Here is a 14,214-nt window from a genome sequence, read left to right on the forward strand (position 1 = left end):
TAAATTAGCCGCAAAGCGTTTTGGTCCATAGGCTTCGAGCACCTGCACCGCCGGCAGATTCAACGAACGCACCAGAGCCTCGCTGGCGCTCACCGGGCCATGAAACCCGCTGTCGAAATTACCGGGGCGATAATCGCTAAAACGCCTTGGCACATCCTGTAATAGCGATGCCGGATGAATCAGCCCCTCATCCATTGCCATCGCGTAGATAAAGGGTTTCAGCACCGACCCCGGCGAGCGTACCGCCGAGACCATATCAATATGGCCGAAGCGGCTGTCGTCGGTGATATCCGCCGAGCCCACCCAACCGCGAACTTTCATATCCGTGTGGTCGACGACGACCATCGCCAGCGAACTGCGCGGCGGCAGGCGCGATTTCCAGTTCAGCGCCAGATCTTCCAGTTGCCGCTGCAGTCCGGCATCCAGAGTCGTCACCACCTTTTCATCACGACTGGTCGCCAGCGCGCGGCGTGAAAAAAGCGGCGCCAGCTGCGGCATCTGGCGCGGAAACAGCCATACTGGCTCCTCCATCGCTTCCTTTACCGCCTGCTCCGGCCAGACGCCCTGGCTGACCATTCGCGTAAGCACTTTATCACGCGCCGCCTGGGACCGCTGCGGCCAGCGGTCCGGACGTAAACGACTGGGCGCCTGGGGAAGTACCGCCAGCAGCGCCGCCTCGCCGTAGCTAAGCCGGGCAGGCGGCTTACCGAGATAGGCCCAGCTGGCCGCGCCGATCCCCTGCAGGGTGCCGCCAAACGGCGCGCGGTTCAAATAGAGGGTTAGAATGTCGCTTTTTGACAGATGCCACTCCAGCTGCAGCGCCCGCCACAGCTGGCGCAGCTTGCCGCCGAAGGTGCGTGGATGGGGATCAAGCAGGCGTGCCACCTGCATGGTAAGCGTGCTGCCGCCCGAGATAACTCGCCCGGAAGTAAGATCCTGCCAGGCGGCGCGCAGCACCGCGAAGGGATTGACCCCCGGATGGCGCCAGAACCAGCGGTCTTCATACTGGATGAGCGCCTGCAGATAGCGCGGCGACACGTCGGCGAGCGTGACCGGATAACGCCAGACGCCCTGCGCGTCGGCAAACCGCCACAGCGGCGTCCCGTCTTCCGCCACCACCACACGGGCAGGCGTGACGTCATGCAGCGGCAGCGACCACAGGCGATCGGCCGCCAGCACCGCCAGCCACAGCAGAAAAATAAACGCCGCCAGCCAGCGCCAGCGGCGTTTTACCCGAGGCAATACGCGCATTTACGGCGTCACGGTGAGCGGACCGCTGGCCGCTCCTGTCGCCCGCCACTGCGGCGCATACATCGATTCCACCTGCGGCTGCGGGACCTGATAAGTGCCCGGCGTCACCGCCCGCGCCAGATAGACCAGCGTCACCGGCTGGCCTTCATTGACAGCGAAGGCAGCGACGAAACGGTCATCGCGGAACTCGATATGCTGAATATCCGCCTGCTGCATCTGGTTAAGCAGGTTTTGCACCGCGTCGCCATTCTCCTGCAGGCTGGCGCTGCTGTTGGCCAGATTCTGGTTTTCCAGCTCCAGACCGGCTGGCAACAGATCAACCACCAGCGCGTCAGGCACGTTGCGTTTGGCGGTCACCTCCAGCTTGACGAGCACCAGTTCGCCGCTGCGCAGTGAAGACAGCGATTTCTGCTGCCCCTGGGTATCGAAAATAGTGCGTTCAATCCCCAGGACGTTACCGCCCGGCTGCGGCGCGCTTTGCGGATAGCCGCTGCTGTCGAGACGCAGCCACAGCGGCTGACTGCCGGTATTACTCACCTGCAGCGCCGCCAGCCGATCGCCGTCGAGATTGCGGGTTTGCGCTTTGTCGCCGGCCAGCGGCTCCGCCTGCAGCGAGGTTTGCGCCTGCCAGCTGCCCGGCAGGTCCGCCAGCGTACGTCCGGCAAGGAACAAGGCGTTGGTTTCCTGGGTCGACAGCCAGCGCTGGCCATAGGCCTCTTCCGACAGCGTGCTCAACAGCTGATTTTGCACCTCCGGCAGCAGCTTATTCTCTTCCAGCAGCGCCAGCTTCAGGGCGTTATCGCGCAGCGGGCTACCGTAATCGCCCAGCCAACGATTCTCATCCTGGCGCGGGGTGGCAACCGCCAGCTTCAGGGCGGCGTCGCCGCGCGGCGCATCGCCCATGGTTTTCAGCGCAATGCCGAGCTGCAGCAGCGGCAAGCCGGATCGCGCCTGGTCGTGACGGCTCCAGATTTCACGCAAGGCGCCGAGCGGCGCTTTTTGCTGACGCGCCAGCACCAGCGCGGCGTATGCCTGGGCGGCAAAGCGGCTGGCCTGGGCGTCGTCGCTGTAGCGCACGGTCATCAGGCCCGGCTCCTGCAGATAGCGCAGCAGGCGCTCGTTGCCTTTATTAATGGCGTTGACCGGTACGCTATAGCCCTGCTCGCTGGCGCGCACGAGGAAGTCCATGGCGTAGGCGGTCAGCCAGTACTCTTCCGGCCCCTCTCTATCCCATAGCGCAAAGCCGCCGTTTTCCAGCTGCATCTGCAGCAGGCGTGAAATACCGACATCGATGGCCGCGCGGCGTTTTTCGTCGCTGTCCCCGCTAATGCCCAGCGCCTTTAGCTGCGCCGCGCTGGTATACAGGGACGGGAACAGGCCGCTGGCGGTCTGCTCAAGGCAGCCGTAAGGATAGGCTTTCAGCTCGCGGATATAGCGGGCGAGATTCAACGGTGGTTTACCGCTGAGCAGCAGTTGGCCCTGCAGCGTTTGCGGGGCAAAGCCCTGGCTCTGCGCCGCCGGCGGCTGCCAGCTTTCACCTGGCTGCAGCACTGCACCGCTGTTGACGGTCTGTGCCGGGTACGCCGGACGCACGCCGATTTTCCACTGTTTTTGCAGCGGGGCGAAGGTTTCGCCCGGCAGGCTCAGGCCGCTGATGGTGGCATTAACCTGACCATCGCCGAAGCCCGCCAGCGCGCTCACTGGTATAAACAGCGTGCTGCGCGCCCCCGGCGCCAGCTGTACCGGCGGCAGTTGGCCATCGGTCAAGGTCACCAGCCCGCTGGCGGTAAGATGTACCTGCAGGGTTTGCGGTTTGTCGGTCAGATTGCTGAGATCCAGCGCCAGCCGTGTGGTATCGCCGCTGGCGAGGAAGCGCGGGGTGTTCAGTTCGGCGATGACCGGGGCGGCCACCACCACTTTATCTTCGCTGCTGCCGAAGTCATCCGCCGTCCACGCCTGGGCCATCACCCGCAGCTCGCCGTTAAAATCGCCAATGGGTAACGTCACCGTGCCTTCGCCCTGATCGTTCAATACCACCGGCTGCGCCTGCTGGGCGACGATCGTCACGTGGTTGACCGGCGGTTTGCCGCCGCGTTTTAACTCGTCGCCATCGCCGCCGAAGCGCAGGCTGGCCACACGTCCCTGCCCTTCGATCACCTGGCCGTAGATGTCATAGATATCTGCGCCGTAACGCTTCTGGCCAAAGAAGGCGTTCCACGGATCCGGGGTAGCGTAATCGGTGATATTCAGTACTCCGCTATCCACCGCCGAGAGCAGGACGTTGACCCGTTTCGGCGCCTCGCCCTCTTTGACGCTGGCTTTCACTTTCACCGTCAGCGGCTGGTTGGGGCGCATTTTGTCCGGGGCCTCCAGCGCCAGCGTCAGGCGACGGTTTTCATCGCCCAGCGGCAGATGCAGCAGGCCCACCGCGCGTTTCGGCGTCGCCGAGCGGGATTTATCGCCGGGACGAACCACCAGCGTGCTGAGGTAGAGGTCGTGGCGATTCCAGGTTTTATCCACCGGGATCGACAGGTCCATCCCCTCCGCCGGGACGTCAATTTCCTGCCACCACAGCGGCCCTTCGCTGGATTCCACCATTGCGTAGCCTTTACCCGCCGCCGGGGCGGCGATGTGCAGCCTGATGGTGTCGCCCGGTTTATAGCTCGGTTTATCCAGCTTCATGGTGACCCGGTCAGGACGCGCCGCGCCGGCGCCTTCGCTGTTATCCTGCCAGCTGTAGCCCGCCCAGAAGCGCACGCTGCTGACCACGTCGTCCGGTCCTTTCACCTCCAGGCGATAGGATCCCCACTCCACCGGGAAGCTCACTTTGCCGATCTGGCCGGCCTGCAGGTCCAGCGACTCCTCGCCCTCCTGCAGATCTTTTTGATCGAACTGCGACTGCCAGCCTTCGCTGTCGGACCAGTTCCAGTAGTAGTCGCGCCGCTCGCGGATCAGCCGCACCTGGAGACCGGAGATCGCTTTTTTCTCGCCTTTGACGTCGGCATAGACGATATCAAACGCGGCGTTACTGTTTTCATCCACCACCGGCTGTTTGACGGTGGTATCGGTGCGGTAATCGTAAACGTCCTTCAGCGTAAATTGCGGGCGGATCCCCGGCAGCGCCTCGGCGGGCCAGATCGGCTGCTTAACCGTACGGGTCACCGGGCGACCGCCGGATTCCAACAGGCTGGCCTGCAGCACCACCTGCAGCGGCGAATGGCTATCCTGCCACTGGCTTGAGGTAGTCACTTCGCCATGGCCTTTTTCGTCCAGCGTCAGCTGGACTTCATCCAGACTACGGGAGAGGTTTTCTTCCACAATATCGCCGAACTGGAAGCCCGGCAGCGCAGCGACGGCGTCGCGCAGCGGGCGCAGGAACAGCTTGCCCTGCAGCTGGTTGCCGCTGGCCGGCGCGCCGTAGAGATAAGCGCCGCTAACGCCAAAGGTAACGTCGGCATCCGGCGCGACTGGCGCGGCCTGCGGCGTCAGGTTCAGGGCCATGCGTTCCGGCATAAAGTCTTCAACGTGGAAATCCCATTCGCGCGGCTGGTTGTCGCCGGCGCTGGCGCGAATGTGCCACATGCCGGTAGCCGCGCCGCTGTCGAGCGGATAAGTAAACTGGTACAGGCCATTCACTGGTTTACTCATCACCGAGCGGATCACCTGGCCGTCCGGCTGAACCACCTCCAGTTTCACCGGCTGCTCCGCCAGCGGCTTGCCGTCGCTATCGCGCAACAGCGCATTAAGGATCACCGTTTCGCCGGGACGATAGAGATCGCGCGGGCCAAACATAAAGAACTGTTTGCTAAAGCCGGGCGCGCCTGCGATAGAGAATTCCGCCAGATCCAGCGCCGGCAGCTTGAGGTCGAGCAGCGTGGTCTGCCCCTCTTTGCGCGCCAGCAGCAGCGCGGCTTCTTTATCGGTTTGCAGGGTGACGTGGCCCTGGCTGTCGCTTTTCGCTTCCGCCAGGGTCTGCCCTTTGGCATTGAGCAACTGCACCTCAATGCCCGACTGGGCGGCGCCGTTTTCCAGACTCTGGGTAAAAACGTCCAGCCGGTTATGGTAGCGATGCGCCGAGACGCCGATATCGCTGAGGGTAAACAGCGTCGCCGCGTTGCTGTAGCTATAACGGCCCGCCGGGTTCATGACCGCCACGTAGACGCCAGGCTGCTGGAGCGGCTTGATGTCGCTCAGCGGCAGCAGCAGCTTTTCGCGAGTATTACGCGCCGGGTTGAGATCGAAGCGGCCGCTGTAGACCAGATCCGCCATCTTCAGCAGTTCATCAGATTCCCAGTTGCTTAACGAGTTACGGTATTCCCACTGACTGACAAAGGCGGAGAGCGATTCCGGCTTAATGCGGAAGAAATTAACGTCGACATTATCGACGTTAAGCGCCATCACCGGCAGCCCGGCGACCACATTGCCCGGCAGCAGCGAGCCGCGGCTGGCAAACCCAACGCTCGGTGCGATATCGCGGGTGGTCAGGGTCTTCTCAAACGGTTTATCGAGCGTCGCCTTGTTCAGGGCGGTCAGCGTCGGGTCGACCGAGACAATCAGCTCGCGCTTTGGCTCAAGGTGACGCAGACGCAGCTCTTTCAGATTCGGCGCCAGCTCCCAGGCACCGTCCACCTTACCGCTTTTCTTGTCGACCAGATGCACGCTGCGCGAGAAATCCTGGTCCGGCTGCAGCGGGACGGAAAACGTCAGCACCAGGGTCGCGGCGCCATCCAGTTGCACCTCCGAGGCGTCGAGGAGCGTCAGCGCTTTACCCTGGCTTTTTTCCGCCAGCGCCGCCAGCTGGGCGCGGTCCGGTTTTGCCGTCGCGCCTGGGTTGCTATCCGCGGCTGGCGCCGGGGCCGAGGCCTGCGGTGTACCGCTGTCATCACACCCGGTTAATGAAAATGCGGTAAGGAGCGCCAGTGATAGCGCCGCTAAACGAAATGGTTTCATCCTTCTAACCCCTCGGCCGATGAGCCTGATGCAATTTGTCACATTTATTATGCGTTATGGCGGCGCTTCTCAACAGTGACGAAGCGGGTTTCTGCCGATTAATCAGAAAAGTGCCGTGACGCCGTCCCCACTCTGGCGTCCTTAACTTGTCAGCGCCAGCTAAAACGCCGACAATTCAGTCATGAATAATAAAACGGAGGCACCTATGTCCACCTCGTTTTTTGTCGCTGCCGACTGGCTGGCAGAACATATTGATGACCCGGAAATTCAGATTATCGACGCCCGCATGGCGCCCGCCGGGCAGGAGGCCCTGCGGGATATGGCCGCGGAATACCGCGCCGGCCATGTGCCGAACGCGCTGTTTTTCGATATCGAGGCGCTATCCGACCACACCAGTCCGCTGCCGCATATGATGCCGCGGGCCGAAGCGTTTGCCGTCGCCATGCGCGAACTGGGCGTCTGCAGCGATAAGCATCTGGTGGTCTATGACGAAGGCAATCTGTTTTCCGCCCCGCGCGCGTGGTGGATGCTGCGCACCTTTGGCGTAGAGAAGGTGTCAATTCTGGCCGGCGGGCTGGAGGGCTGGCGGCGCGACGAACTGCCGCTGGAACAAGGGATGCCGGAGGTGGCCGAAGGGGAATTCGACGTGCGGTTCGATCCTCAACAAATTAAGCGTCTGACCGACGTCCTGTTGGTCAGCCATGAAGGATCGGCGCAGATTGTCGATGCCCGTCCGGCGGCCCGGTTTAACGGCCAGGCCGACGAACCGCGCCCGGGCCTGCGCCGCGGGCATATCCCCGGCGCGCTGAACGTACCGTGGACGGATCTGGTGATTAACGGCGAACTGAAAACCGTTGACGAGCTGAACGACATCTTTTTACGTCAGGGTGTCGATTTTGAACGGCCGATCATCGCCAGCTGCGGCTCGGGGGTGACGGCGGCGGTGGTCGTGCTGGCGCTCACCACGCTTGGCGTGAACGGCGTCTGCCTGTATGACGGCTCCTGGAGCGAATGGGGCGCGCGGAGCGATCTGCCGATTGAACCGGCCCCTGCCGCTCCGTAAACACGGCGTGACCGCGGGCCTCCTGTTCCGCGGTCACTAAATAATTTCTGATTTTCTCTCCCACTTTCTTCTGCTTCTCGCTAAACCGGTTACTCTGTGCTGCCGCAGGGCTTGTACCTGTCGAGTTCGCTTTGCCTGATGAGGAGGCAGAGCACTGGTACAGAATTCCTCAGGGCTGATAGCGCATCCAGTCCATCCCAATCTGATGTCACCACAAGGAGTGAAAATGGCATTAGTCTCTAACCCACATTCGGCTTATTCACCGCGCCTTCCCTGGCTGGGAGGTATAGCTGGCCTGCTGGCAGGCGGCGCGATCCTTTATTTTTGGCCGCAATGGAACCGGACATGGCTAAGCCTGGTGCCTGCGCCAGTCTCCGTGTATACCCGCTTTCTCGGGGTCACTCTGGAAGAGGTCCCACTGATCACCTATGGTCACCAGGCGCTGCTGGGTTTTCTGATGGTGCTGCTCGCGCCCGGTTACGGTAAGTCGACCCTTGCCGCGTGGATGATGCATAACCCAGCGTCAAGCCGTCGCTGGCCCGGCGAGGTATTCCGTGCCTGGGTCACAAAATTTGGCCTGCTGGTCATTGTCTTTTGCAATCTGTTCTTTTTGTCCCGGGTCCCATCCGGAACCCTGGCGTTATATATTTTTATTCTCCAGCACATCAGCGTTGCCGCGGCGGTGGCGTCAGGGGTGCTGCTCCTGCGTGACGCCCGGCGCCTGGCCCGCACGTTCGACGCTCAGCTGGCGGACCTGCGTCTTCTCATGATACTTACCCTCGGGTTCCAGACGATTTTGCCGGCGCAGATCGCGCTGATGAGCGCCCGGGGCGTGAATACGCCGCTGGGCTGGTACATTGTTATCGCGCAAATGGCAGGGGTGTTACTGGCGTTTATGCTGGTCGGCGGGCTGGTGGCAGCGCTACGTTCTCTGCTGGGCGAAGAGAGGTGCCGGGCCTGGCGCGGGGATATGGCGCTCTTCAACGGCATTGTCACACTGTGCGTGACGGGATTTCTCCTCTATCACATGGTGTCTGCCTATCCGCGAATCTTTGCCGCCCTGCATTAGCTTTTGCCACCCCGCTTTTGTGCCTCGACTGGAAGCAGAAAGAAACAGCGGGGGCTGCCGCCCCCGCTGTCAGATAATGCGGTTCTGCTTAAAATCGCGCAGGAAGCTGCCCCAGCGCTTTTCATAGAACGGCGTGATATGGGCAATCATAAAATGGCTGATGCCCTTCTCGCCTTCCACCACCTGGCAAATATCGATAGGTTCGTCGCCTGGCAAGGTATCGGTGGCCACGCTGCCGGTGGTCTGGATAATGGCTTCAATATCTCCTTCCGCTTCAATCCCGATCAATAAGTTGGCCGGCGCGTCGGCGCGCTCTTTAATCGAGCACAGAAACGCCCGCTTGACGGTCTTCAGCGTTTTGAACAACGTGGTCAGCGAATCGACCATCTGCGCCGGCGGTTCGGCGACTTCAGACAGCAGCAGCGCTTCGCCGCCTTCCAGTACCGTCTGGGTGCTCAGTGGGCTGCCCTCTTCGCCTAACAGATGGCTGATTTCCCGTGGGGTGAACTCTTTGCCGCTCGGCAGCTTCGGGTTGAGGAATAACGATTCGCCCAGCGTCATCGCCATCAGCGTGCGGGCCGGCATCATCACGAAAGCCTGTTCATCCGCCACCGCCTGCTGCAGCGCCTCCAGCGAGGTAAAGAATGGGATCACCGAGGTACCGTCGTCTTTTTCCCAATGCTGCAGATCCAGCGCGCTATCTTCGACAATCTGCTCGCCATCGGCTGCCCTGCCCGGCACCCAGACGGTGGCCTCCAGCAGCGCGCTGAAAAATGCCGGACGATGGGCGGGCTCAGTCGCCGCTTTTTCCAGCAGGGTTTCTAATTCATTTTTTGTATCTGACATAGTTTGGCTACTTCACAATGAATTGCCCGGCGGCCATTCGTCCACGCGGGCATATGGTTTTCCTGGCCGGGTAAGCGCAGCGCCACCCGGCAAGGCCATTACTCAGCTGTCAGCAGGTTAGCAATGGTACGCACGCCAAGCCCGGTGGCGCCCGCCGACCACTGCTCAACGGCAGATTTGCGGTAGGTTGCCGAACAGTCGATATGCAGCCAACCCTGATGGTAGTTTTCCACGAAGTGGGACAGGAAGCCCGCCGCGGTGCTGGCGCCAGCCGGATAGGCCGCGCTACCGGTGTTGTTCAGGTCAGCAAAGTTGGACGGCAGCTGGTTGCGGTGGAACTCGGCCAGCGGCAGACGCCAGAAGGCTTCGTTTTCCGCCTGAGCGCTCGCCAGCAGGCGATTCGCCAGCGCATCGTCAAAGCTGAACAGCGCGTGGTAATCATTGCCCAACGCGGTTTTCGCCGCGCCGGTCAGGGTGGCGGCGTCGATGATCAGCTCTGGCTTCTGCGCCGAGGCGTCAATCAGGCCATCCGCCAGCACCAGGCGGCCTTCCGCGTCAGTGTTCATAACTTCAACGGTTTTGCCGTTGCGATAATGAATAATATCGCCCAGTTTGAAGGCGTTACCGCTGATCAGGTTGTCGGCGCAGCACAGGTAGAGCTTCACGCGTTTGTTCAGACCGCGGGTAATGGCGAAAGCCAGCGCGCCGGTGATAGTCGCCGCACCGCCCATATCGGATTTCATCGAATCCATAAAGGCGCTTTGCTTGATGCTGTAGCCGCCGGAATCAAAGGTGATGCCTTTGCCCACCAGGCAGGCGTATACCGGCGCCTCTTTATCGCCGGTCGGGTTATAGTCCAGCGCCAGCAGGACCGGCGGACGCTCGGAGCCGCGGCCCACGGTATGCAGACCAAGATAGCCCTGCTCGCGCAGATCTTCGCCTTTGGTGATGCGATAGCTAATCTTCTCACCCGCCACGCCGCACAGCAGGTCGACAGCGCGCTGCGCCAGCTGCTCCGGACCCAGCTCTTCCGCCGGCGCATTGATGGTGTCGCGCACCCAGTCGATGATCGTCAGGCGGTTATCCAGCTCGCTGCGCTGCGCGTCGTCAAGGGATGGCCATTCGACCTGACGCTGACCTTTCGGCCCTTTATAGCCGGCCCAAAAGGCCCAGGCGCGATCGGTGTTCCAGCCTTCGCCGCTCAGGGCGACGTGCTTGATGCCCATGCCGTCAATTTTGCGCGCCGCGCGCTGGATAAGCCCGAGGTCGTCTTTACCGTTGAGATGTAGAGCGATGCCGTCGTTATTGATGCTCCAGGTCGCTTTTTCTCCCCAGCGTCCATCGGCTGGCTGAGTAGAAAGCGTAATCTTCATAGCTTCGGTCATTATCATTATCCTTCTTAGCAAACGGGCCACCCTATGGCAGCCCGTTAAAATGTTTTCGCTTAACGCGAAATTATTCGGCCTCGTCTAGCCAGACTAGCAGAATCGCCTCGAGAATTTTTTCATTGGATGCGTTTGGATCATCATCAAACTCTTCCAAATCGCAAATCCACTGATGCATGTCGGTAAAGCGAACGGTTTTCGGGTCGAGATCCGGGTAAGCGTCGTACAGCGCTTCGCCGATTTCACGGCTGTCGGTCCATTTCAGTGCCATATTAGTGCTCGCGTGCGTGATTGATAGTGTAACGCGGGATCTCAACGACCAGATCTTCGTCGGTGACGCGCGCCTGGCAGCTCAGACGGCTGTCAGGTTCCAGCCCCCAGGCTTTATCCAGCATGTCGTCTTCATCTTCGCTACTTTCCGCCAGCGAGTCAAAACCTTCACGCACGATGCAGTGGCAGGTGGTGCAGGCACAGGATTTTTCGCACGCGTGTTCAATTTCGATACCGCTACGCAGCGCGGCATCGAGAATGGTTTCACCGGTCTCAGCTTCCACAACGATGCCATCCGGACACAGGTCCTGGTGGGGCAGAAATACAATTTTTGGCATTTTAAACCTCGTCCACGGATTGGCCTTTCAGCGCGATACGGACCGACTGATCCATACGGCGAGCGGCGAATTCCTGGGTTTGTGTGTCGATATTTTTAATCGCTTCTTTAATCGCGTCAGCGTCGTCGCCTGCCGCGGCGGCGCGTACGTGCTCCGCAGCGGCATCGATGGCCTGACGCTCCGCGGCGCTTAACAGCGCGGCGTCGGCGGCCAGCGCGCTTGTCAGGCTCTCCAGTACGCGCGCGGCTTCCACTTTCTGTTCAGCCAGCATGCGCGCCTGAATATCCTGTTCGGCGTAGCTCATCGAATCTTTAATCATGGTGGCGATTTCGCCATCGGTCAGACCGTAAGACGGTTTCACCTGGATGGAGGCTTCCACGCCGGTCGATTTTTCCATCGCCGTAACGCTCAGCAGGCCATCGGCATCCACCTGGAAGGTAACGCGAATATGCGCCCCGCCCGCCGGCAGCGCCGGGATACCGCGCAGCGCAAAGCGCGCCAGCGAACGGCAATCCTGGACCAGCTCACGCTCGCCCTGCATCACGTGAATGGACATCGCCGTCTGGCCATCTTTGAAGGTGGTAAACTCCTGCGCCCGGGCCACCGGAATGGTGGTATTACGCGGGATCACTTTCTCCACCAGGCCGCCCATGGTTTCCAGGCCTAACGACAGCGGGATAACGTCGAGCAGCAGCAGTTCGCTGTCCGGCTTGTTGCCCACCAGGATATCGGCCTGGATCGCCGCGCCGATGGCGACAACTTTGTCCGGGTCAATGGAGGTCAGCGGAGTGCGACCGAAGAACTCGCCAACGCGCTCACGCACCAGCGGCACGCGGGTCGAACCGCCGACCATCACCACTTCCAGCACTTCTTGCGCTTCAACGCCAGCGTCTTTTAGCGCCCGACGGCAGGCCATCAGGGTACGTTTTACCAGCGGGGCAATCAGATCGTTAAACTGGCTGTGGGTGATATCGCCCTGCCAGCCGCCGACCTCGACGTGCGCTGCCTCGGCATCGCTCAAGGCGATTTTCGCCGCGATGGCGGCATCCAGCAGCTCACGCTGCAGACGGTTATCGCTGCGGTCGCTGAAGCCCGCCTGCTCGCGCAGGTAGTCAGCCAGCAGGTGATCGAAATCATCGCCGCCGAGAGCCGAGTCGCCGCCGGTGGCCAGCACTTCAAACACCCCGCGGCTTAAACGCAGAATGGAGATATCAAAGGTGCCGCCGCCGAGATCGTAGACCGCAATCACCCCTTCCTGGCCGGAGTCGAGGCCGTAGGCAATAGCCGCCGCGGTCGGCTCATTGAGCAGGCGCAGCACGTGCAGGCCCGCCAGACGCGCCGCGTCTTTGGTTCCCTGGCGCTGAGCGTCATCGAAGTAAGCGGGAACGGTAATGACCACGCCGTCGAGTTCGCCGGCCAGCGCTTCGGTCGCCCGGGCGGCCAGCGCTTTGAGGATATCGGCGGAGACGCGAATCGGGTTCAGCAGGCCGCCGGCCGTCTGGATCATCGGCAGGCCGTTTTCACTGGCCTGCAGCTGATACGGCAGATGCGGGTAACGGTTTTGAATATCGGCGAGGGAGCGCCCCATCATCCGCTTCACGGAGCTGATGGTATTGGCAGGATCCTGAGCGGCGTTAAGCCGGGCGTCATAGCCGACGGTCAGCCCCGAAGCGTGGTAGTTCACCACCGACGGCAGCAGATAGCGGCCTTGATGATCGGGCAGAGTCTCGGCCTGGCCGCTACGCACGGTAGCCACCAGAGAATTGGTGGTGCCCAGGTCGATACCGGCCGCCAGACGACGCTGGTGCGGCGCGGCGCTCAGGCCGGGCTCACTAATTTGTAATAAGGCCATAATTGCTTCCGAAAATTAAAAATCGAGCAGTTTTTCTTCGAGTTCTTCAGCACTGCTGCGCAGTTTATCGAGGAAACGGAGCTTACGAACCGTGTCCGCCGCCGCCTCCCAGCTCTCATTATGCAATTGGTCAACCATCAGCTGCTGACGGGTATCAAACAGCGCTTTCACCCGTTTGATAAAACCTTCCAGCCGCGCGTCGTCTTTCGCCTGGCCGATCTCATCCAGCTCTTCGCGCAATTCCAGCTGTTCCATCAGGAACGCGGTATCGCGAACGGTATGCTGCTCGCTGGCCAGATCGAAGCCATGCAGCGAAAGGAGATATTCTGCGCGAGTCAGCGGATGGCGCAGCGTCTGCCAGGCCTGGTTTATAGTGGCGGAATGCTGAACCGCCGCAAGCTGTTCCGCCGCAGGCGCGCTGGCAAATTTATCCGGATGGTACTGGCGCTGCAGATCCTGATACCGGACAGCCAGTTGTTCAAGCGAGAGGGTATAGCTGGCTGGTAACCCGAAGAGGGTGAAATAGTCCATAGTAACCTCAGGGTCATGCATCTAAATTAAAACCCCACGCGCGGCGTGACCGCGGTGGGGTTGAGGAGTACCGATTATACGTTAAAGCTTTCGCCGCAGCCGCACTCATCTTTGACGTTAGGGTTAGTGAATTTGAACCCTTCGTTGAGGCCTTCTTTGACGAAGTCCAGCTGAGTGCCGTCGAGGAATTGCAGACTTTTGCCGTCGATCACGACCTTCACGCCTTTGTCTTCAAACACGGTGTCTTCAGCCGCCGGCTCGTCAACAAACTCCAGTACATAGGCCATACCCGAGCAGCCGGAGGTTCTTACGCCCAGGCGCAGGCCAAACCCTTTACCGCGGTTCGCCAGGAAGGCATTGACTCGCGCTGCTGCACTGTCGCTAAGAGTAATCGACATAACAAAACCTCAACTAATTATTTTGCTTCACGTTTGCTTTTGTAATCCGCAATCGCGGCTTTAATCGCGTCTTCCGCCAGGATCGAGCAGTGGATTTTCACCGGCGGCAGTTCCAGTTCATCGGCGATATCGGTGTTCTTGATCGCCTGCGCTTCGTCCAGCGATTTGCCCTTCACCCACTCGGTAACCAGGGAGCTGGAAGCGATAGCGGAACCGCAGCCGTAGGTCTTGAAGCGCGCGTCTTCAATGATACCTTCATTG

General features: G+C 60.9%; 12 protein-coding genes. 2 read left to right on the forward strand and 10 right to left on the reverse strand.

Annotated elements, in window-relative coordinates; genetic code table 11:
* Both pbpC and KHQ28_RS09470 read right to left on the reverse strand, forming a co-directional pair.
* On the reverse strand, positions 1 to 1,251 hold a 1,251-nt coding region (gene pbpC, locus KHQ28_RS29175), incomplete at its 3' end, for a penicillin-binding protein 1C (RefSeq protein WP_228298269.1).
* Positions 1,252 to 6,201, reverse strand: a complete 4,950-nt coding sequence (locus KHQ28_RS09470) for an alpha-2-macroglobulin (protein WP_032418501.1) — start codon at positions 6,199 to 6,201, stop codon at positions 1,252 to 1,254.
* Positions 6,202 to 6,406: 205 nt separating this feature from the next.
* Between KHQ28_RS09470 and sseA the strand changes: the two genes are divergently transcribed.
* Both sseA and KHQ28_RS09480 read left to right on the forward strand, forming a co-directional pair.
* A complete protein-coding gene (gene sseA, locus KHQ28_RS09475) occupies positions 6,407 to 7,264 on the forward strand; it encodes a 3-mercaptopyruvate sulfurtransferase (protein WP_002913950.1) in 858 nt (285 codons plus the stop codon).
* A 226-nt stretch (positions 7,265 to 7,490) separates the two neighbouring features.
* Positions 7,491 to 8,333, forward strand: coding sequence for a hypothetical protein (locus KHQ28_RS09480; protein WP_032418500.1), 843 nt, complete (start codon positions 7,491 to 7,493; stop codon positions 8,331 to 8,333).
* Between the two features lie 69 nt (positions 8,334 to 8,402).
* On the opposite strand, the gene sseB is transcribed toward KHQ28_RS09480, so the two are convergent.
* The 8 genes from sseB to KHQ28_RS09520 all read right to left on the reverse strand — a co-directional run.
* On the reverse strand, positions 8,403 to 9,179 hold the full coding sequence (gene sseB, locus KHQ28_RS09485) for an enhanced serine sensitivity protein SseB (RefSeq protein WP_002913952.1): 777 nt from the start codon (positions 9,177 to 9,179) through the stop codon (positions 8,403 to 8,405).
* 98 nt (positions 9,180 to 9,277) lie between these two features.
* Positions 9,278 to 10,564 (reverse strand): aminopeptidase PepB, encoded by a 1,287-nt coding sequence (gene pepB, locus KHQ28_RS09490; RefSeq protein WP_002913953.1) that lies wholly within the window; start codon positions 10,562 to 10,564, stop codon positions 9,278 to 9,280.
* Between the two features lie 70 nt (positions 10,565 to 10,634).
* Positions 10,635 to 10,835 carry a Fe-S cluster assembly protein IscX gene (gene iscX, locus KHQ28_RS09495; protein WP_002913954.1) on the reverse strand — a complete coding sequence of 67 codons (201 nt, stop codon included), beginning with the start codon at positions 10,833 to 10,835 and terminating at the stop codon, positions 10,635 to 10,637.
* Position 10,836: 1 nt separating this feature from the next.
* Positions 10,837 to 11,172 (reverse strand): ISC system 2Fe-2S type ferredoxin, encoded by a 336-nt coding sequence (fdx, locus tag KHQ28_RS09500; protein WP_002913956.1) that lies wholly within the window; start codon positions 11,170 to 11,172, stop codon positions 10,837 to 10,839.
* A gap of 1 nt (position 11,173) precedes the next feature.
* Positions 11,174 to 13,024, reverse strand: a complete 1,851-nt coding sequence (gene hscA / locus KHQ28_RS09505; protein WP_032418499.1) for a Fe-S protein assembly chaperone HscA — start codon at positions 13,022 to 13,024, stop codon at positions 11,174 to 11,176.
* A gap of 15 nt (positions 13,025 to 13,039) precedes the next feature.
* A complete protein-coding gene (hscB, locus tag KHQ28_RS09510) occupies positions 13,040 to 13,555 on the reverse strand; it encodes a co-chaperone HscB (protein WP_004174835.1) in 516 nt (171 codons plus the stop codon).
* A 74-nt stretch (positions 13,556 to 13,629) separates the two neighbouring features.
* The gene (gene iscA, locus KHQ28_RS09515) at positions 13,630 to 13,953 is read right to left on the reverse strand and encodes an iron-sulfur cluster assembly protein IscA (RefSeq protein ID WP_002913979.1); all 324 of its coding nucleotides are present in this window, start codon (positions 13,951 to 13,953) and stop codon (positions 13,630 to 13,632) included.
* A 17-nt stretch (positions 13,954 to 13,970) separates the two neighbouring features.
* Positions 13,971 to 14,214, reverse strand: a 244-nt coding sequence (locus KHQ28_RS09520) for an iron-sulfur cluster assembly scaffold protein (protein WP_211777594.1), incomplete at its 5' end; no start/stop codon positions are given.

It is taken from the genome of Klebsiella sp. 28, assembly GCF_018223905.1.
GTDB classification, from domain to species: domain Bacteria; phylum Pseudomonadota; class Gammaproteobacteria; order Enterobacterales; family Enterobacteriaceae; genus Klebsiella; species Klebsiella pneumoniae.